This is a genomic window from Labrenzia sp. THAF191a (assembly GCF_009363335.1).
Lineage (GTDB): Bacteria > Pseudomonadota > Alphaproteobacteria > Rhizobiales > Stappiaceae > Roseibium > Roseibium algicola.
Genome location: NZ_CP045333.1, coordinates 4621397 through 4640415, shown reverse-complemented (window position 1 = coordinate 4640415; position 19019 = coordinate 4621397). Strand labels below are relative to the sequence as shown.

18 protein-coding genes are annotated in these 19019 nt (G+C 56.0%); 4 read left to right on the top strand and 14 right to left on the bottom strand.

Going from position 1 to position 19019, the window contains the following annotated elements; genetic code table 11:
• Positions 1-9: 9 nt before the first annotated feature.
• Both FIV05_RS21385 and FIV05_RS21380 read right to left on the bottom strand, forming a co-directional pair.
• Positions 10-726 carry an alanyl-tRNA editing protein gene (locus FIV05_RS21385; protein WP_152510903.1) on the bottom strand — a complete coding sequence of 239 codons (717 nt, stop codon included), beginning with the start codon at positions 724-726 and terminating at the stop codon, positions 10-12.
• Between the two features lie 145 nt (positions 727-871).
• A complete protein-coding gene (locus FIV05_RS21380) occupies positions 872-1297 on the bottom strand; it encodes a hypothetical protein (protein WP_152510902.1) in 426 nt (141 codons plus the stop codon).
• 92 nt (positions 1298-1389) lie between these two features.
• Here FIV05_RS21380 and FIV05_RS21375 point away from each other — a divergent pair, with 92 nt between their 5' ends.
• The gene (locus tag FIV05_RS21375) at positions 1390-2451 is read left to right on the top strand and encodes an AraC family transcriptional regulator (RefSeq protein WP_152510901.1); all 1062 of its coding nucleotides are present in this window, start codon (positions 1390-1392) and stop codon (positions 2449-2451) included.
• A gap of 53 nt (positions 2452-2504) precedes the next feature.
• Here the strand turns inward: FIV05_RS21375 and FIV05_RS21370 are convergent, their stop codons facing one another.
• The 3 genes from FIV05_RS21370 to FIV05_RS21360 form a co-directional block, all read right to left on the bottom strand.
• A complete protein-coding gene (locus tag FIV05_RS21370; protein ID WP_152510900.1) occupies positions 2505-3149 on the bottom strand; it encodes a LysE family translocator in 645 nt (214 codons plus the stop codon).
• Between the two features lie 183 nt (positions 3150-3332).
• The gene (cls, locus tag FIV05_RS21365; RefSeq protein ID WP_077292954.1) at positions 3333-4847 is read right to left on the bottom strand and encodes a cardiolipin synthase; all 1515 of its coding nucleotides are present in this window, start codon (positions 4845-4847) and stop codon (positions 3333-3335) included.
• A 24-nt stretch (positions 4848-4871) separates the two neighbouring features.
• Positions 4872-5906 (bottom strand): cysteine synthase A, encoded by a 1035-nt coding sequence (locus FIV05_RS21360; protein ID WP_062488848.1) that lies wholly within the window; start codon positions 5904-5906, stop codon positions 4872-4874.
• Between the two features lie 314 nt (positions 5907-6220).
• Here FIV05_RS21360 and FIV05_RS21355 point away from each other — a divergent pair, with 314 nt between their 5' ends.
• Positions 6221-6877: a ChrR family anti-sigma-E factor gene (locus FIV05_RS21355; RefSeq protein ID WP_152510899.1), complete on the top strand. Its 657-nt coding sequence runs from the start codon at positions 6221-6223 to the stop codon at positions 6875-6877.
• 58 nt (positions 6878-6935) lie between these two features.
• Entirely contained in the window at positions 6936-7742 is an 807-nt protein-coding gene (locus tag FIV05_RS21350) for an SDR family NAD(P)-dependent oxidoreductase (protein ID WP_152510898.1), read from the top strand.
• Between the two features lie 40 nt (positions 7743-7782).
• On the opposite strand, the gene FIV05_RS21345 is transcribed toward FIV05_RS21350, so the two are convergent.
• The 9 genes from FIV05_RS21345 to FIV05_RS21305 form a co-directional block, all read right to left on the bottom strand.
• Positions 7783-9012 (bottom strand): cyclopropane-fatty-acyl-phospholipid synthase family protein, encoded by a 1230-nt coding sequence (locus FIV05_RS21345; protein ID WP_055654086.1) that lies wholly within the window; start codon positions 9010-9012, stop codon positions 7783-7785.
• A gap of 19 nt (positions 9013-9031) precedes the next feature.
• Positions 9032-9790 carry a DUF1365 domain-containing protein gene (locus FIV05_RS21340; RefSeq protein ID WP_286202217.1) on the bottom strand — a complete coding sequence of 253 codons (759 nt, stop codon included), beginning with the start codon at positions 9788-9790 and terminating at the stop codon, positions 9032-9034.
• A gap of 89 nt (positions 9791-9879) precedes the next feature.
• Positions 9880-11178 carry an FAD-dependent oxidoreductase gene (locus FIV05_RS21335; protein WP_152510896.1) on the bottom strand — a complete coding sequence of 433 codons (1299 nt, stop codon included), beginning with the start codon at positions 11176-11178 and terminating at the stop codon, positions 9880-9882.
• Between the two features lie 294 nt (positions 11179-11472).
• Positions 11473-12072 (bottom strand): hypothetical protein, encoded by a 600-nt coding sequence (locus FIV05_RS21330; protein WP_022998797.1) that lies wholly within the window; start codon positions 12070-12072, stop codon positions 11473-11475.
• 914 nt (positions 12073-12986) lie between these two features.
• Positions 12987-14423: a M81 family metallopeptidase gene (locus FIV05_RS21325; protein WP_152510895.1), complete on the bottom strand. Its 1437-nt coding sequence runs from the start codon at positions 14421-14423 to the stop codon at positions 12987-12989.
• A 20-nt stretch (positions 14424-14443) separates the two neighbouring features.
• Positions 14444-16354, bottom strand: coding sequence for a family 20 glycosylhydrolase (locus tag FIV05_RS21320; protein WP_152510894.1), 1911 nt, complete (start codon positions 16352-16354; stop codon positions 14444-14446).
• Between the two features lie 3 nt (positions 16355-16357).
• Positions 16358-17098, bottom strand: a complete 741-nt coding sequence (locus FIV05_RS21315; RefSeq protein ID WP_286202313.1) for an SDR family oxidoreductase — start codon at positions 17096-17098, stop codon at positions 16358-16360.
• Positions 17099-17150: 52 nt separating this feature from the next.
• Positions 17151-18017, bottom strand: a complete 867-nt coding sequence (locus FIV05_RS21310) for a MurR/RpiR family transcriptional regulator (RefSeq protein WP_152510892.1) — start codon at positions 18015-18017, stop codon at positions 17151-17153.
• 4 nt (positions 18018-18021) lie between these two features.
• Positions 18022-18408, bottom strand: a complete 387-nt coding sequence (locus FIV05_RS21305; RefSeq protein ID WP_152510891.1) for a RidA family protein — start codon at positions 18406-18408, stop codon at positions 18022-18024.
• 87 nt (positions 18409-18495) lie between these two features.
• On the opposite strand from FIV05_RS21305, the gene FIV05_RS21300 reads away from it, so the two are divergent.
• Positions 18496-19017 (top strand): hypothetical protein, encoded by a 522-nt coding sequence (locus FIV05_RS21300; protein ID WP_152510890.1) that lies wholly within the window; start codon positions 18496-18498, stop codon positions 19015-19017.
• Positions 19018-19019 lie beyond the last annotated feature (2 nt).

The window sequence follows — 19019 nt, the reverse complement described above, 5'->3', positions numbered from 1 at the left end:
GTTTCTTTGTCAGTCGGTCAGACGGATCCGGACGCGCCTGTTCTGCTTGCCTTTCTTTTCGATCTTGCCGAGTTCAAGCAGGCCGATTTCAGAAGTTCTCGTTACATGCGTACCGCCGCAAGGCTGCAAGTCCACATCGTCGCCGATCCTGACCAGTCTTACCCTGCCGGACCCGCGGGGAGGCTTGACGGACATGGTCTTGACCAGACCCGGGTTGGCATCGAGTTCTTCGTCTGTGATCCATTGCGTGGTTACTTCATGATCACCAGAAGCCAGCGCATTGAGCTTCTCCAGAAGCGCTTCCCGGTCGATTGTTTCTTCGCCCATATCGAAATCAAGCCGTCCTTCGGGATCTCCGATTTGACCACCTGTAACCGGAAAGGGCAGGGCCACGGACAATAGATGCAAGGCCGTGTGCATGCGCATCAACCGGTACCGTCTTGCCCAGTCCAAATGGGCGGTCACTTTTGTGCCGGCGGCAGGCAGGTTTTGTCCTTCTGAAGGAACATGGACGATGGTTTTCTTGTCGTCATCATAGACCGTGGTGGCAATGTCGATCTTCGTGCCGTCTTCCAGCTCCAATGTGCCGCTGTCGCCCGGTTGACCGCCACCGGTCGCGTAAAAAACCGTTCTATCAAGCACGATGCCGCCACGCTCGTTGATGCCGGTCACTTCGGCTTCACATGTTCTGAGATAGGCATCGTCGCGAAACAAAGGCGTGGTCATCCGGAACTCCCTGAAACGAATAGCGTCGAATTGACCAACGAACAGCATGCGGTGCAAGACCCTATTTGCCGGAAACCGGGGTCATGAAAAACAAACGCCCGCAATCCGGCCGGACCGCGGGCGATAACAATGATGTGGACCAAGTTCAGTCGGCGAAATTCAGATCGACAAAACCTTCAGACCAGTTCTGTGCATTTACCTTGCCTTTTGCATTTGTGAAGATTGGCTTGGCCGGGTTTTCGCGCGTCACCGTGAAACAGAGTTTGCCCCAGCCATCGCCGCTCCAGTCTTCGCAATATTGACCAGTCCCGTTAATTTCGACGGCTTCCCACGGAATGTTCCGGATCTTGTCGCCCTTGACCACGACAACGGCGATGCCGTCGGCGTGGTTGTTCTGCTTGTATTCCGTCACACCGTCGGGAAAGAAACCATGGATGGAGTTTCCCGACATCATGTCGTTGATCTCGCCTGCCGTCAGGTTGACCGGATCAGCCAGTGCGTAAAAGCTGCCCGTCAGTGTAGCCAGTGACGTCAGTGCAAGAAGTCGTAGCTGAGATTTCAAGTTGCGCATGTTCCCCTCGATTTCGATGCTTGCATTTGCGCTAAACCCTTGGTTTCGTTCCAGGGCACATTTCATCCTGCAGCACGGTCGAAAGAAGACCTGTGAATATCGACGCCAAAATTTCCAATGAGCCGCAACAAGGTGCGGAGAACGTGCGTGTCAACGAGCCGCTCGGAGAAGCCTATTCGGCGTATTGGAACTGGTGGTTGAGGCGTTTTGCGAAGCAGGCTGAGGCACGGTTTCCCGCAATTTACGGGAATTCCGTTTTGCATGGCGCTGAGGCGAGGGATCCGCTGCCCCGTATCGGAATGCTCTACGCTTCACGAGGATGCGGAGCGGTTTTCAATCTGGCGCGTGCTCTGGGTCGCCTAACCGGTTTCGATGTGATCAGTCATCTCCTGACGAGTGCGCCGAGCATGCCCGATCTGGTGAACAGATGGTCGGGTGTCCTGGCACTGCAGGCGTCCTTTCGGTTTTACGAGAGCGGTCAAGGAAAAGATTTTATTTCTGCCGTCCAGCGCAATTCACTGGTCCTGTCTCCCTACAAGGTTCGTCCCGCGAACCAGAAACCATTCGGACCGGCAATGCTGGCCGGTGTCGCGACCGGAACGCTTGAAAGCGCAGGGATACACATTCAGGACATCTGGGCGGTTAGCCGCGGCACTGCTTCCCGGCCGATCTATCGGTTTGGCAAATTCGTCGAAGGCAACTTGGACTTCGACAGCGATATCCTGATTATTCCTGCAGAAGAAGCTTCCGGGTTCAAATCCGAGATCGGAATGATGTCTTCTGCTTCAAGCCTGTCTTTTCACCACCTGCTGAACAGGCCGCAGGGGCCGGGCACGAACCGACTTCTTGCGCGGGTCGTCGGCAGTCTCGAACTTTCAGTGGGGGAGCATCCCGGCTTGTCGTCAACCGCGGCGGGACTCGGTTTATCGCCGAGAAGTCTTTCCCGCCGGCTATCGGAGGCGGGGTTGGGCTACGCCAGGCTCGCTCGTTTCGTCCGTCTGCGAAAGGCGACGCGTATGATGGCGTCAGGCGACTGCTGTCTCGATGAGATTGCCTACCAGGCGTCCTATTCGGATCGCCACCATATGAGCCGGGATTTTCGCAAGATGGCCCAAGTCACCCCCGCCGGCCTGAGAGAGCTGCTGGCACGCTAGACTGGTTTTGGACGCTCAGTCACCACGGGTCACCGGCAGCCAAAGGAACCGGTTCAGCTGTTTGCCTTTGCCACCAGAAGCTTCAGGGCGAAGGTGCCCATGATGCCCGCAAAAGCCCAGTCGAAGGCACGCATGAATTTCGGCGAGGATTTCAGGAAACGCGCGAACGCACTGGCTCCGAGAACCATCGCAGCGCAAATGGGCATACCCAGAACGACGAAGTAAAACCCGAGGAACATCAGTTTTCCTGTCGCGTTCGGATCCGCCGCGCTGACAAACTGAGGCAGGAAGGTCACGAAGAACAAGACGATCTTGGGATTGAGGATGTTGATCCCGAGCGCCTGTAACCAGACCCGGTGAATAGGTTGCCTCTTCACGGAGGCTGCTTCCAACGCGAGGCAGGACCCGTTCCTGACGGCCTGAACTGCGAGATAAATCAGATAGGCGGCGCCGACGATCTTCAGCACTGTAAATGCAAGTGCCGACGCTGAAAGCAGGGCAGAAACACCGATCGCAGCAAGCACGGTGTGCAGTACCAGCCCACAGGTTGCCCCAAACACAGCAGCAAGCCCGGCGCGTCGGCCTTGTGTCAGCGTCTTGCTCATGAACAGTGTCATGTCGGGTCCTGGCGTAACTGTCAGCACCAGTGCTGCGGCCGTAAAGGCAAGCAGGGTCGCGTAGTCGGGTATGTAAGCCATGGTTTGCAGATGCCGGAGAAGTTGGTCTGATAGAGGTTTAGATCATTCGCCTCAACGGCACCAGCCCGGAAGGGGGCGCTCTTCCTTCGATTTCACAAGACAGGTGCTGGAGATTGCCTTCAAGCTGCACGAGGCGCTCTGCATGGCCACGCAGTCAGGGACTGAATGTGTCCCGAACAATGATCAAAGTATAGGAGACAGCAGCCGGGCGCCTTGAGCCAGGACACGAAAAACATAACTGCGGGACTGGAACGCGTCCGGCCAGGTCAGGCGTGAGTTCTGGAAATCGGTCTCCAGCATGCTTTCGACATTGTCGATCATGCGCGGATGGGTGAACCAGAGGGTTAGTTCAAAATTGATCTGGAATGATCTGTTGTCGAAGTTGACCGTGCCGATGGAAACGAGTTCGTCGTCCATCAGCGTAACCTTCTGGTGCAGAAAACCGTCGATATAGCGGTAAACCTTCACCCCGCGCTGCACCAGGGTGTCCTCGTAGGCGTGGCTTGCGAGCCAGACAGTCCAGTGATCACGTTTTTCCGGCATCAGAACGCGTACGTCCACACCGCGCATTGCTGCCGAGCAAAGTGCTGTCTGGATGTCGAGAGACGGCACCAGGTACGGTGTAGTGATCCATAGCCGCTTTCGTGCCCGGGCTGCCGTTTCGACAAATGCCAGTGCGCATTCTTCCAGCTTGTCTGCAGGCCCTGTCGGCATCACCAGAACGGCTTCGTCACCAGGCATCGGAATTTCGCCAACCTGAGGCAGTTCGATACGCTCGCCGCTCGCCCAGAGCCAGTCTTCGACAAAGGAGAGCGCGCAAGCAACGGCAGCGGGCCCTTCGACACGGACATGGGTGTCGCGCCAGTGGCCAAACCAGTTGTCCCGGCCGACATACTGGTCAGCAACATTGTGCCCGCCGACAAATGTGACGCGGTAGTCGATCACGACCAGTTTGCGATGATTGCGATAGTTGAGACGCATCGGTCCAAGCAGTCGCAGGAACTTGTGGTTTTCGTTGAAACCGCAAACCTTGACACCGGCGCTCTTCAAGCGGGTCAGATAGTCTTTTGACAGAGAATGGCTGCCGACATCGTCGTAGAGGAAATAGACCGTTATGCCATCCTTGGCACGGGCGATCAGGGCGTCAGCCATGTCACGTCCCAGTTCGTCGTCATGGATGGCAAAGAACTGGAAGAATATGACGTTTCTGGCCTTTGCGATTTCATTCTTGATGGCTGTAAACGTCGCATCACCATCGATAAGAAGGTCTGCCTTGTTGCCGGCCATGAAGGGAACCCCGGCAACACGGGAAAGAACCGGCCAGTCTCTGGTTTCCTCGTGATCGGTCAGGCCAAGTTCGTCTGCTCGCCTTGCCCGTTCTGCCCGGCCAAGGGTCGCTTGAATTTTCTCGTAGTCGGAAAAGGATCGCCAGCCGAACACGAAATAGAGCGGCACCGTGAGATAAGGCAGAAAAAACAGGGACAGCAGCCATGCGACGGACCCCTGGGAAGTTCTTGAATTCATTACTTCGCGAACGGCGCAGATGCCTGCCGTCACGTACATGATCGCGACAAACGCCGCGACCAGTCCGAGATTGTTTGCCATGACATCCAGAACGCCGGCATCTGTGACGGCATCGCGGATCACCGCTTCGGCTGCGTCACCGCCTTGCGCCAATGCTTGATCCGCTGAACTCATGCAATGCCCCCCGGTGTCAATCGATCAGGCGAAGGGTGGCTGGATCGTGACTTTTCGTTCCAGCCACTCCGGAACCGGCAAATTCTTCGATCTGAGGAAGTCCGGATTGTAGAGTTTCGACTGGTAGCGGGTGCCGTGGTCGCACAGGATCGTGACGATCGTCTTGCCTGGACCAAGCTCGCGAGCAAGGCGACGGGCGCCGGCCAGGTTGATAGCGGTCGAGCCACCAAGCAGTAGCCCTTCCTTTTCCGCGAGATCGAACACCAGCGGCAGGGCTTCTTCGTCCGGAATTGTGTAGGCGTGATCGATTTTAAGATCGCCGACAATCGCGGTGCTGCGGCCAAGGCCGATGCCTTCGGAAACCGATCCACCTTCAGAGGCGACCGCCTTGCCGGTGGTGAACAGCGATTGCATCGCGGCGCCACGCGGGTCGGCGCAGCCGATGACGACTCCCGGCTTGTTCTCCTGAAGATAGGTTGAAACGCCGGCCAGCGTGCCGCCGGAACCGACCGCACAGATGAAACCGTCAACACGGCCACCCGTTTGGGCCATGATCTCAGGACCTGTGGTTACGAAATGAGCCTTGCGGTTGTCGAGGTTGTTCCACTGATCGGCAAAGATAACGCCATTAGGTTCAGTCCGTGCCATCTCTTCTGCAAGACGGCGGGCGACGTGCTGGTAATTGTTGGGGTCGGAAAAAGGCTTGGCCGGAACTTCGACAAGTTCAGCACCACACAGGCGCAACATGTCCTTCTTTTCCTGGCTTTGCGTTTCCGGAATAACGATCACGGTCCGGTAACCGCGCGCACTGGCTACCAGCGCCAGTCCGATACCGGTGTTTCCGGCTGTGCCCTCGACAATCACACCACCGGGCTTGAGATCACCGCGGGCTTCGGCTTCAAGAATCATCTGCCGGGCAGGTCGGTCCTTGACCGATTGACCAGGGTTCATGAACTCGGCCTTGCCGAGAATCTCGCAACCCGTTTCCTCGGACAGTGCTTTCAGACGGATGAGGGGCGTGTTACCGATCGCATCGACAACAGAAGCGGACACAGACATTTATTCTTTCCCGGCTGATCTGGTCCGGTGGCGCTGACCGGCCAGATGAAATCTGATAAGCCCCGGACGCTAAAGGTCTGAAGGGCCTTGATCAAGGTCGCAATGTAAGGCTTCAAATGGGGAATGCCAGCACCTGAGGCCAATCAGGTTCCTTTTTCCCTCTGGTGTCAAAAACACGCCATCAGTTGTTCCGTGAAATCAGCTCACTGAAATTCTATTTCTAACAATTCTGGTGTAATTGTTGATCCGATTTTTGTTGCCTGTCGTATCGCCGGTAAGGCAACTTGGGATTCTAAAGCCAAATGAGAGCGGTAATGGAAAAAAACGTGACCGGAATGGACGAGTTACTGGCCGGATATGCGGCCGGGACCTTGACCTATCCGGCGCAGGCATTGGTCGGTGCTCATCTCGAAATGAGCGACTGCAACAGGTCATATGTAAACTCACTTGAAACTCTTGCCGGCTTTGAACTGGAAGACGCCGAACCGGTCTCCATTTCCAATCGGGACGAATTTCTCGGATCGATATTCAGTGGCGCCGTTGATGACCTGAACGATAACGCGCCTGCCGCCGAACTGTCTGAGAAAGGCGGACCGGCCGTTCCCGAATCGCTGCAGTCGATTATCGGTTCCTCGATGGATCAGCTACCCTGGAAAACGCTCCTTCCAGGCGTCAAGGAATGCAAGTTCGGTGAAATTGACGGCTGCGCAAGCAGTCTCCTTTGGGTGCGGGCAGGGCGAGCAATGCCGTCCCATACGCACCACGGCACTGAGCTTACGTTGGTGTTGACAGGCGGTTTCAAGGACGAAGACGGCCACTATGTGGCTGGTGACGTTGCCTTTGCCGATGGCGATGTGGACCACAAACCTATAGCTGACGAGGGTGAAGACTGCATTTGCTTTGCGGTGACAGCGGGACGCCTGCAGTTGACCGGCCCTGTCGGCCGCTGGTTCGCACCCTTTATCCGCTAAAATTCGATCCGACACCCGGTCTGTTTGCGTAAAGAGGCAAACGAACCGGGAGAATGAATTGCCCAAGACGAATTACGTTGCCCAAGCTGATCATGGTTGCGCCTGGATCACGGGAGCTAGTTCCGGTATCGGACGGGAGCTTGCACTTGACCTCGCCCGTTCGGGCTGGAAGGTCATTGTAACTGCCCGCTCGCAGCAGGAATTGGCGGAGCTGGAGAACCAGTCCAAGACGCTAGCCGGTTCTATTCATGCGCTGCCTGGGGATGTCACGAAGACGGACCTCATGGCCGAACACGTGAAAAAAATTCAGCAGGACTTCGGCGGTTTGAGCCTGCTCGTGGCTAATGCGGGCATTTATCTGCCGCAGGATGGCCTCGATGCCGATGCAGACGCCTTTCGCAAAAGCTTTGATGTGAACCTCATGGGAACCGTCAATGTGCTTCTGCCGGCAATCACAGCCATGAAGGCGGCAGGCAGGGGGCAGATCGCAGTGGTGTCGTCTGTGGCAGGTTATGGCGGTTTGCCGACGTCAGCTGCATACGGTGCCACCAAGGCGGGGCTGATCAACCTTGTTGAATCCTTGAAATTCGATCTGGACCTTGCCGGGATCCGAATTCAGGTCATCAGTCCCGGTTTTGTCGATACGCCGGCAACAAAGTCCAATCCGTTTCCGATGCCTTATCTGATGTCTCCGGAAGAGGCTGTCGAGGAAATCAGGAAAGGCCTGTCCCATCCAAGCCGTTTCGAGATTGCATTTCCGCGTAAATTTGTTCGGCAACTGAAGCTCTTGCGCTGGTTGCCGTACAGTGCCTACTTCGCGCTGGTCGCCCGGTCCACGGGTTGGAACAAGAAAAAGGCCGGGTGATCCCGGCCTTTGAAATGTGTCTTCAAGATCAGTGTCTTGCTCAGGCAGATTTTACGTAGACCATCTGGCGAACATCGATATTGCCGGACCGGAAGCCTGCCTCGCAATAATGCAGGTAGAACTCCCAGAGGCGCTTGAAGCGCTCGTCAAAACCCAGCGGACTGATCCTTGGCCAGGCCTGTCGGAAGCTCTGACGCCATTCTGCAAGCGTTCTTGCATAGTCCTGGCCGAAGATCTTCTGATCCATAAGGTCCAGGCCCAGTGACTTGCCGATTTCCGCCAGACGGCCGGGCGGCGGCAACATTCCACCTGGAAAGATATAGCGCTGGATGAAGTCTGTGCCTCTGCGGTAGTCCTCGAACATCTTGTCCTGGATCGTGATGATCTGCAGACCCGCCTTGCCACCCGGCTTCAGGCACTTCGACAATTGGCGGAAGTAGGTTGGCCAGTATTTTTCACCGACGGCCTCGAACATTTCGATGGAGGCTATCCTGTCGAACACGCCATTTTCGTCGCGATAGTCCTGGAAGACCACTTCAACTTTGTCGTTGAGGCCGGCCTTGTAGATCCGCTCGCGCGCGTAATCGAATTGTTCCTGTGAGATGGTCAAGGCTCGCACGTTGGCACCAACCGATTTTGCGACATATTCGGCAAAGCCGCCCCAGCCACACCCGATTTCCAGAACCTTGTGATCGGGAGTAATGCCCGTCTGCCGTACCAGAGAAGCGTACTTCTCGGTTTGCGCCTGTTCCAGATTGTTGGTTTCGTTGCTGTAGATCGCCGAGGAATAGGTCATCGAAGGATCGAGCCATTCCCGGTAAAATGCATTTCCGAGATCATAGTGCGCCGAGATGTTACGCTTTGACCCGCGTTTGGTGTTGGAGTTCAGCCAGTGGCGTACCGACATCAGAAATCGTGTAAACGGTTTCCCCTGGAGAGCTTCCAGCGTCGATTCCTGGTTTATGCAGAAGACTTCCAGAAACGTGGTCACGTCGGGCGACGACCAGTACCCCGCCATGAAGGCTTCTCCGACACCAACGTCGCCTGCTTGGACGACCATCCGGAAAAACGCCCAGTTATGGATCTTGAGAACACCGTGTGGGCCATCTTCCTGCCCTTTGATATGGAACCTTCGACCGTCTGGAAATTGAACTTCAAGTGACCCGTAGCGGATCTTGAGGGCAAGGCCAGCCGCCATTTTGGCGAGGCGTGGAGCACCCTTCAACTCCGCGCGGAAGTTTTCCTTGGTCAGAACAATCGGCTCACTCATAGCAGAACCTCTTGAAACGTCAGTTGTTTGAAACTGGCAAGACAGAACCTGTCTGCCCAGGCAACCCGTCATTCCCTGCATCTTCTGCGGGTCGAGCGTGAAATGGTACACGCTTGCGCCAGATTTTAAAGGCTTCCCAATGGATGGCGCCGATGACCTTGAATGTCAGCAGCGGCACCTGAAGGCAGGCCTGCAGAATCGAGCCGTTGGAAAGGGGGTGTTGTGTGCCGGAAAATGTCGCCGACAAAAGCGGGCCTTCGCAATCCTTTTCCAGAATGCGAACGCGGACGGTTTTTCCCGGCGGCATCATGCGGAAGAAATAGTGTTGTTCCATGCTGACGAAGGGCGACACGTAGAACAGCTTCTTCTGATCCTGGCGTATACCTGCATCACTGCATTGGCCGGCACTGACAGGTGCTACGTAGGTGTGGATGCCGCCAAACGTGTTGCGCACCTCGTAAACGAGCGCAATCAGTTGGTTCGACCGGTCATAGGCATAATAGACGCTGAGAGGGTTGAAGCCGTAACCCAGCATCCGCGGATATGCGAGCAGCAGGACCCGAGCAGGTGCCTCTAGCCCTTCCTTGGCGAGCAATCGGTCGACATGGAGCCGCAAATCAGACCCGTCCCTGGGGCCATGGTCCTTCTGATGAAACGACAGCAAATTGAACCGGTTGACGGAAAAGAAGAGGCTGGACTGCGCAGCTTCTTCAAGCCGATCCAGATCGAGCAGCACGGAAAAGACCTTGTAGGAAAACCTGTGCTCACGGGGTTTCATGCGGTGATGCATGACCGAGCCCATGAACAAGGATGCCGCCGGTTCGGGGGGCGGTCCATTGTCATGCATACAATTGCTCGGCCTTGCCTTCATTCGGCAGCCTCCAGATAGGTATCGACAGCCGTGTCTTTTTCCCATGGCAGACGGGCACCCAGCGAACGGGCAACATCAAGTCCGGACGAAAGTCCATCTTCGTGGAAACCGTGACCGCGCCAGGCACCACAATACCAGGTGTTGTTCACGCCTTGAATTTCCCCAAGTCGGTTCTTGGCCTGCTGCGCCATGGCATCGAACTGGGGATGATCATAAACATACTTCGCGAAGGTCTTGTCTTCCTGAGGTGGTGCATAGGGGTTCAACGTAACGAAAACCGGTTTGGAGTGATCGAAGTTCTGCAGCCGGTTCATCCAGTAGCTAACGGTTACGTCCCGGGTTTCGCCGGCTTCGCGATCGGACATGTAATTCCAGGAAGCCCAGACGTTTTTGCGTTTCGGCATCAGGGCCTCGTCGCGGTGAAGGTAAACCTCGTTCGGACGATACCGGATGGATCCAAGAATATCGCGCTCCTGCGGGGAGGGATCACCCAACATGGCAAGGGTCTGGTCCGTGTGGCTGGCAAGGATCACATGATCGAAGACGTCCTGGTGGCCGGATGCGTCGCGCACGATAACCTGACCGTTTTGCCGGAGAACTTCTGTGACCGGCTTGCCAAGCCTGATCTTTCCCTGAAGTGGCGCTAGCAGTTTTTCCACGTAGTTTCGGCTGCCACCGGAAATGGTGCGCCACAGTGGCCGATCGAATGAAAGCAGGCGATGATTCTCAAAGAAAGCCACGAAGCTTTCCGCAGGATAGTCCCGCATTTCGTTGATCGGCGTCGACCAGATGGCGGCGCCCATCGCCAGCAGATAGTCATTTATGAAACCGGAAGAGTAGTGTTCACGCTCCAGGTAGCCACCGAGCGTTTGCCCGCTGAGGCGTCCGGCCTTCAGATCTTCAACGGCTTTGCCATTGAAGCGGAAGATATCACGCAACATGCGCAGGAACCGCGGTGAGACCAGATTACGCCGTTGTGCGAAGACCGCGTTCAGAGAATGGCCTGACCATTCAAGCTTGCCGTTGTCCGCCGACAAGGCAAAGCTCATGTCGCTTATCTCGTTGGCGACCCCCAAATGGTCAAGCAGCGCTGTAAAATTCGGGTAGTTGAGCTCGTTGTAGACGATGAAACCGGTGTCCACCGAAATCCGGGCGCCATCATAGTCGATATCCGCCGTGGCGCTGTGACCACCTGGCCGTTCGCGCCGCTCGTAGAGAACAACGTCATGAAGATCATTAAGGGCCCAGGCTGCACTGTTTCCGGAAATTCCGGAGCCGATTACGGCAATCCGCATATCATATCCTTCGGGGCGTCGGTGTTACCGCGGGAAACCTGGTTGGACGCCAAGTTTTCCAGTTGATGTGCAGCGGTTACGCCTCGCCTTGAAGGGCGGATCACATAGGACGATGAATTTTATGGATTATTTTTGACGCAAAACCATCGGCGCGACTTCAGCCAACGCCATCTGAGGTTTTGCGACCTCGGAAGAGCGGAAAATCTCACACGCGCATCGCCGCTGCCCGGCAAAAAAGCCGGGCAAGCGAATGGCGTGTCGCAAGTCTGCAAGGCAATTGCGCCAAAACAAGCCTCAGGCCTGGATCGTGTCGACAATCCAGTTCCATGCGATTTCCACGCGTGTGCGTGCGGCATCGAAGAAGGCAACGACCTTCTGCCATACCAATTCGCCAAAATCTGCGACCTGCAGCATGGTGCCGCGTTTCTGCGAGGGTTGTTGGCCGGTTTCGATAAGTTCAATTGTGGTCGCATCAACACCTTCATTGACCACACGACGTGTGACCGTGAGGGTGCCTTCATTGACCAGTCTTGATTCATCCTTGCCGGCGACAACCGTATCCTGATCCATGGCGCGAACGACAACGGCCCGGCCATCTGGAAGCAGATGGGTTTCGTTGGTGTTCACTTCACTGTCATAGATAACTTCGCCGAAGGAATCGATCAGTTCTACCCAGATCGTTTTCCGGCCTTCAAGTTCGATTTCGCCCACCCATATCGTGAGCTCACTTTCCAGCGGATCGGCCTGATCCTGTGACGCTGACGCGACTGTGACCGCCAAACGATCCTCAGGCAACGTGATCGTTTCCTGAGGCAATGGGGCCGCAGCAGCGCTTCCCGCCAAGGCAAGGATGAGGCCAAGCGCAAGAGTTCCTGCTCTGGTATTCCGTTGCATGTACGCCTCCCAAGGCTAATACAACTTAAATTACCGCGCGTGGGGTCTATAAACGGAGGTCCATTATAGGACTTTTCAGGTCTTCCGCGCTTTTGCGCCCCGTTCGTGCGGTCACGATTTTGCCATTATCGCACCACAATCTCCCGAATGCGTGTAACAAAGATCACAAATCCGGGCTTTTTCAGTTATATTTCGGTAATAAATGTGGGTTGAACTGCGAAGTTCAAGGCCAATCACCAGTTCGTGAACGCAAAGCCATCGTCATAACTAACAATGAACGTAGAGTAAGTTTGTTGACTGTGGTAATTTTGTCGATGTTTTTCGATGATTTTGATCGGTTTCCGCTATCGCCTGTGCACTTGCCTTGAACTCGAGGTCAGCAACCTGCCGGTTTGCTCAACGCGGCTAGAGGTGTCTACCTCACAGACGTTCCAACTAAAAAGCTCCACCGGCAGAGGTCCGGCGGAGCTTTATGGGATCGGCACAGTTGATGGGGTACGTGCAAATCTCCCGACAGATCAAATCCTTGCAGCAATCAGGCCGTTTTAGTTTGCCGTTGGATCTGCAGATCGGGTCAGGTCCTGAAGGCTGGATTTCGATCGTCCCATAAATTGATACTGACCAACCATTCACATTCAACATTGGTAAAAATTACAATTAGTGTGTTTGAGGAGGCGCTGCTGAGCTCAAGATCCCATGTAAGACTATGATTGATTTGAGAAATGCAAATGCTGGGGGATGACAGATTTTAAATTCGGTACTGAAAATAATAGAAATAAAACTTTGCGAGTGCTTGTATTTGCAAGCATAATGCCAATTATCCGTGCATTCAGGACGCGTTCGGTAAGCAATGCATCCTTTATAGTCGGCTGGATTCGGCGGTTACTCATGCAGTTCGAAAGAGCGCCCAGTACTCAAGCGGATGCCCTGCGGGATAGACTTGTAACCGGTTTCCAATCGAAGGCCCGCTGAAAAGGGTAGCTCGGCACAGGGCGGTGTTGGTTTGTGAGCGCTTCTATGTCCTGGTTAACCGCACCATCCGTGAGGGCCATACGGGCGGGATTGGCGATTGGCGCCAGCTCTGGCGACAGGTATCCGGATTTCACGATCAGGAACCTTGCAGTGGACGGTTCAATGGCAAAGCGCCGAAAGTCCTCCAGTTGATGGAAGGGGCGTCTGTGTTCCGTCAGGATCACCAAGTTACCTGCGATCCTGGTCAACACTTCCCGATTATGATCCTGTTCTCTGCCTATTTTAGTCAGCAAGACAGCTTCCGTGCTAACGACCTTGCAATCGCTGCCCAGGGCACCGCCAATTGTGAGGCGGGACGAAGAGCCGTCAGGCAATGCCCAGAGTTTATCGACCGAAACCGGATCAGCGATCCCTGCAAATACACCTCCAGTCAAGCCTCGTTCCAACCAGGCCGCCAGGGCATCAGATCTGTCACCAACACCACCACCTGTCGGATTGTCGCCACTGTCGGCAAGGATGAGGGGAGACGAGTTTTCTGTTGCTGCATCGTCCAGGCACAGTTCGAGCGGCTTCGTGGGGACACCAAATTCGAAGTCTTGCCTTGCGGACCAGTACTGCGCAGCAATTTCGGAAGCCGCCAGTTGAATGGCATCCAGGTCTGTTCCCGTCACCACGGCAGCCGCGGTGGCTCTTGCCGTATCCGCCCAGACGTACCCCACCATCAGATTGGCATCGGTCACCCCGGATCTCTGATCGAATACCGGCAACGTCGCATAAAGAGATTTTGCCGGTTCATCTTCCGTGCTGGTTCGTTCCCCGGGCAGGAGAACCGGCACGGGAGCCCAGGCCACGTATCTCTTGGGACCGCCACCCAATTGGTCGACGAGATTTGCCGCGGCACGTCGATGTGTTTCGGTCACGTCGATATGAGGGGCAGTGCGATAAGCACAGAAGATGTCGATCTGATCGACAATGGTTTGCGTGACATTGCCGTGCAGATCGTAACTGACAGCGATTGGCACTTGCGGCCCGACGCGTTGGCGAACGGCAGAGATCCAGTCCCCTTCCGCATCGCTCAGACCGATCACATGCATGGCGCCATGCATAATCAGGAGAACACCGTCGAATGGCTTCTCGGCTTCAAGTTCGGCAAGAAAGGCAGACTTGAAGCTCGCATAGCAATCCGCAGACACCGGTCCGCCGGGAATGGATCTGGCGTGAAACAATGGACAAAAGGTGACGTCAGGAAACCTGCCGCCGTCGACGCCTGCCTGTGCCAGCAACTCCTTGCCACGGGTGACCGTGAAGTCTGATGTGGTTTGCTGGACCGGTGAATAGGTGCTGCATTCGGTATGAATGCCGCCAACTGCAATTTTCATCTTCCTGCCTCGTCACGCATTCAAAGCTGGGGGAAGAAGGGGGCCTGTGCTGCAAATCGCAGCCAGGCCTTGTTGGCGGGGGCCGTCCAGCCGGCTTCAGCGACTGCATAAAGCCGCGGAAAGACCATATGATTGAAGATGGCGTTGTCGGTCATGTGCTCGCACCAGATGCAGGCCTGCACCCCCTTGAGGCGCTCTTCACTGCCGGTGCTGAGACCGGCAGCTGCTTCATAGCCATAACAGTCTTCCGGTGTCGAAACGCCGGCCCAACCCGCACCCGGTTCATGCCAGCCGGATGCCTGGACCATATCCATGTAATAGTGCTGTCCCGGGGTACAGATGACGTCGTAGCCCTGATCGATCAGGTCCTTGGTGACTTCCTGTCGCTGCCAGGCCATCAGAAGCACGCCATCCGGGTCAATGCCGCCACCGTGTGAGACTTCGTCCCAGCCGGCAAGTTTCCGGTTGAGTTTCTTCAGGATGTCGCGAACGCGGCCCATGAAATAGGCTTGCACTTCCATTGTATCCGCAAGACCCTTTTCCTCCATGAGGCGTTGGGTCTTCGGAGAGGCGAGCCATGAATTGACGTCGACTTCGTCGCCGCCGATGTGGATGAAGTCGAACGGAAACAGGCTGGCAACTTCTGCAAAGACCTTTTCCAGAAACTCGTAGGTTTCATCCATTGCCGGGTTCAGTGCGTTGTTCGGATAGCCCTGAATGGAATGGTAGCTCTCCGGGGTCTCCGCCTGATCGGCGAAGCGCGGATAGGTTTTCAAAACGGCGGTCGAATGCCCCGGAACATCGATTTCCGGCAGGATGTCTATGTTCAGGCTGGTGGCATGGGCAACAATCTCGCGAACTTCTTCCTGCGAATAGGCCCCTTCGTAGACTTCAGCGGCAAAGCCGAGCTGGGGCACCTGCTGGCAACCAGGGCCACGCCGCGCGCCGCCCTCGGTCAGTTCGGGATAGGCCTTGATTTCAAGTCGCCAGCCTTCATCGTCTGTCAGATGCCATTGGAAGACGTTCATCCGACCCCAGGCGAGAATATCGAGCAGGCGCATGATGTCTTTGGGGCCACGGAAATGTCGTGACACATCCAGATGCGTTCCACGCCAGGAAAATCTTGGGGCGTCTTCAATCACGCCCTGTGCAGGAAACTTGAATGTACCAGGTGCCTCATAGGTGCCGTAAGCCATCTGGGCGAGTACAGTCAGGCCATAGTCACGGCCGACGGGGCCGCTGTAGTGCAAGGCTGCTTTCGCCTGGGCAAATTCGAGCCGGTAACCGTCAGCTGCAAGGCTATCGTCCTGCTGGAACTCAATCGCGATTTGATGATGCGACTGAGAAAAGCGGAAAGGATGTGGCGCTCCTGGGAAAAGCCTTGCTGCGAGCGCGTTGATCTTGGCCGCCGCCGCCTTTTCCTCTGCAGAGCCCTGGGCAACAAGAAAGCTTGTCTTGTCGTCCGCAAAGGCCGTTATTTCCACTTTCTGGGGCCAGGGAACGATATGCAGCGGCTCAGAGAGGTCTCCAGCCGGCATGTTGCGGCGTTCTCCGCTGTCCAGCTCTTCCGGCGCTTCAAGATCATTGCACAGCACCTCGATGACGCTGCCACCGGTGCTGACATAGGCGGACTTCGGACCATCAAGCCGGTGTCTCGCCACGTTCGCCAGGCCGGTGATGGCGAAGGTCCAGGTTTCACCTGGTTCGATCGTTTCGCCAGTGTTTGGCGTGATTTCGTGAAAATTCGCAATCCGGCTGAAACTTGCTGCGTTTTCAAGCTTGGCATTTGCCGTGGCCCGGTTGACGGCCGTGTAGGCCAGCGTGAAATCCTTCAGGGGCTTGGAGCTTGTATTGGTCAGTGCAAACTCCTGACGAGATGCAGCAAGATCCTCCGCAGGGCGGTAGAAACAGTCGAGCACAAACTTGGTCATGACTTAAAATCCGTCGAAGTCGGGAGATTGAGTGAAGGTTCGGGCAAAGGCAGGTGACCCGGCAGTGAGCCCACTGTCGACAGGCAGGCAAACACCCGTGATACAACGCGCCGCCGGGCTGATCAGGAATGAAACGGCCGAGGCAATGTCATTCGGTTCAGGCAGGGATTTGAACGGATACCAGGAAAGGGCCTCGTCAAAGACGTCCGGATTGGCAGCCTGCCGTATTTTCCAGGCCTGGGTCTTAACAGTGCCAGGCGCGATGGCATTCGATCTAATGCCGTACTTCCCATATTCGACTGCGATGGACCTTGTTGCATGGATCAAGCCGGCCTTTGCAGCGCTGTAGGCTGGGTGACCGAAGACGGACAGTCCGTTGACTGAGGCAATGTTGACCACGTTGCCGGCACCGCTTGAAATCAAGGGCTTTTCAAAGGCCTTGAAGCAGTTGAGCGCGGCTTCCAGATTGAGAGCGAGATCCCTGGACAGTGTTTCGGCAGTCATCTGATGCAACGTAAGTGCTGCAGCGGCGCCCGCGTTGTTGATGATTGTATTGACCTGCCCCAGTCTGGCAGCTTCCCTGGCAAGCCGGGCTAGGTCGTCAACTTTGGTCAGGTCGCATTGGATCGCAGCAATATCGGCACCGTGGTTTTCAAGACTTTCCACCGCGCCTTCGAGGGCAATCATGTCTATGTCCACGGCGGCGATGATGTGGCTTGCTGACAGCTGCGCAGCAATGGCCATGCCGATGTCGCCGGCTGCGCCCGTTACCACCGCAACGGGTTTCGAAGTTTGATCAGTCACCGAGGGCTTCCTTGTCGTCCGGATCGCGCGTGTTGCTGAGCTGGTATTTGACGCGTCTGAGGTTCTCTCGCGCCTCGTCGCCTCGCCGCATGGCGACAAGCGTTGCCAGGAGATCTGTCACAAACAGAAAGGCATAGCGGCTGGTACTTGGCCGCAGGATGTTGTCACCTTCGGGCAGATCGATGGCAATCGTGATATCCGCCAGATCGGCGACGGGCCGCCCCGGGCGGGTGAGGGCGATTACGATTGCCCCGTAGGTCTTCGCTGCCTCCAGCGCACGTGCCATCTGCAGGTTCCGGCCAGAGACAGACGACGCAATGATGACGTCGCCGGTCCTCATGGTGGCTGCCTGCATCAGCTGCATGGCATGATCCGTCACGCTCACCGTACGCAGACCCAGGCGGAAAAACCGGTTCTGCATTTCGTCCGAAATCATCGAGGATGTTCCGCCCGCACCGAACGCTGCCAGCAGATTGGCGGTCGAGATCGCATCTGCGGCTGCCAGCACCGACTCCATGTCCAACGCTTTGCGCGTACTGGTCGCTGCATCCTGAAACTGGGCCAGAAGACTGTCAGCAACATCGCGCGGCGCGTCAGAAGCGGCATTAGCGGTCAGGTACCTGGTGCCGGCGAAGGTGACCTGGGCAACCTGCACCTTGAAAGCAGTGTAACTCTCGCAGCCAAGCCGACGGCAAAAACGGGTGACGGTCGGCGGCGAAACACCTGCGCGTTCGGCAACATCCGTAATGCCGGCATTGACGATGAACTCGGCATCGTTGCGCAACAATGCAGCCAGGATCCGTTCCGACTTGGACAGCTCCGGCTCGATCTGTTGCAGAACGGACAGGATATCCCGCATGGGGTCAGGCCGGCTTCTTGTAAGCGACGCAATCAATCTCAACCTTGCAGTCCACCATCATGGTTGACTGGACACAGGCGCGTGCCGGTGGGTGTTCACCGAAATAGCTTTTATAGACGCCGTTAAACGACCAGAAATCGCGCGGATCATCGAGCCAGACACCGACGCGGACAACATGTTCAAGGCCGTACCCGGCCTCTTCCAGGATCGCGGTAACATTCTTGATGGTCAGGTGAGTCTGTTCGACAATCCCCGTGCCGACAATCTCACCATCCTTCATCGGCACCTGGCCGGAGACATAAAGCCAGCCGTCAGCTTCAACGGCTCGAGCGAAGGGCAGATTCTGGCCGCCGGCACCTGATTTTTCAGCACCATAGCGCTTGATAGACATATTTGGCTCCAAAATGAAAATGATTTACATAGTGGTTTGACATTGGTTTTATTTCACCCTTATATTTTTCAAAAATCAACCGTCAAAATGAAAATGGTTTCCGATATGCAGGCCCTTTCAGACAGCCAGACAAATCCATTTGCAGGAAAAGACGAAGATCGCTCCGAGATCTGGGACATGCTTGTCATGCGGGACATCAATGCCTTCGTCGCAGCAGACTGGGAGCAGGTGGCCGATGATTTCGACGAACCCGCCTTTTTTGGCGTAGACGGTGGAAAGGTACCTAATCCCGACGACTGGAAACTCGGGTTTCCGGATCTCGGCTCCTACAGGGAGCGCTGGTTGAGCCAGGCGGAAATTTTCAGAGCGACGGAATTCGCCGAAGACGCGCGTGCCGCCATTTTCGACGCTACCCGCCTGACCGAGATCGACATCAACGGAAATCGGGCGATCGCGCACAAGAAATTCGACGGCCGCATCCGGAAAGCAGATGGCGGCGAGGATCGCTTGTTGTGGCAGACGCTCTATTTCTGTGTCCGAAAGGAGGGACGCTGGAAAATCTGCGGCTTTGCCGGATATTTGCCCAATCCCCTCGGAGCCGCGTCCTGATC

What these genes read in the sequence shown, in the direction of transcription:
- FIV05_RS21340 (WP_286202217.1), bottom strand. Translation starts at nt 9,790, where the DNA reads ATGAAACCCCGTGAGCACAGGTTTTCCTACAAGGTCTTTTCCGTGCTG.
- FIV05_RS21325 (WP_152510895.1), bottom strand. Translation starts at nt 14,423, where the DNA reads ATGAAAATTGCAGTTGGCGGCATTCATACCGAATGCAGCACCTATTCA.
- FIV05_RS21335 (WP_152510896.1), bottom strand. Translation starts at nt 11,178, where the DNA reads ATGCGGATTGCCGTAATCGGCTCCGGAATTTCCGGAAACAGTGCAGCC.
- FIV05_RS21360 (WP_062488848.1), bottom strand. Translation starts at nt 5,906, where the DNA reads ATGTCTGTGTCCGCTTCTGTTGTCGATGCGATCGGTAACACGCCCCTC.
- FIV05_RS21385 (WP_152510903.1), bottom strand. Translation starts at nt 726, where the DNA reads ATGACCACGCCTTTGTTTCGCGACGATGCCTATCTCAGAACATGTGAA.
- FIV05_RS21320 (WP_152510894.1), bottom strand. Translation starts at nt 16,354, where the DNA reads ATGACCAAGTTTGTGCTCGACTGTTTCTACCGCCCTGCGGAGGATCTT.
- FIV05_RS21330 (WP_022998797.1), bottom strand. Translation starts at nt 12,072, where the DNA reads ATGCAACGGAATACCAGAGCAGGAACTCTTGCGCTTGGCCTCATCCTT.
- FIV05_RS21315 (WP_286202313.1), bottom strand. Translation starts at nt 17,098, where the DNA reads ATGGCCATTGCTGCGCAGCTGTCAGCAAGCCACATCATCGCCGCCGTG.
- FIV05_RS21305 (WP_152510891.1), bottom strand. Translation starts at nt 18,408, where the DNA reads ATGTCTATCAAGCGCTATGGTGCTGAAAAATCAGGTGCCGGCGGCCAG.
- FIV05_RS21380 (WP_152510902.1), bottom strand. Translation starts at nt 1,297, where the DNA reads ATGCGCAACTTGAAATCTCAGCTACGACTTCTTGCACTGACGTCACTG.
- FIV05_RS21345 (WP_055654086.1), bottom strand. Translation starts at nt 9,012, where the DNA reads ATGAGTGAGCCGATTGTTCTGACCAAGGAAAACTTCCGCGCGGAGTTG.
- cls (WP_077292954.1), bottom strand. Translation starts at nt 4,847, where the DNA reads ATGAGTTCAGCGGATCAAGCATTGGCGCAAGGCGGTGACGCAGCCGAA.
- FIV05_RS21300 (WP_152510890.1), top strand. Translation starts at nt 18,496, where the DNA reads ATGAAAATGGTTTCCGATATGCAGGCCCTTTCAGACAGCCAGACAAAT.
- FIV05_RS21355 (WP_152510899.1), top strand. Translation starts at nt 6,221, where the DNA reads ATGGAAAAAAACGTGACCGGAATGGACGAGTTACTGGCCGGATATGCG.
- FIV05_RS21370 (WP_152510900.1), bottom strand. Translation starts at nt 3,149, where the DNA reads ATGGCTTACATACCCGACTACGCGACCCTGCTTGCCTTTACGGCCGCA.
- FIV05_RS21310 (WP_152510892.1), bottom strand. Translation starts at nt 18,017, where the DNA reads ATGCGGGATATCCTGTCCGTTCTGCAACAGATCGAGCCGGAGCTGTCC.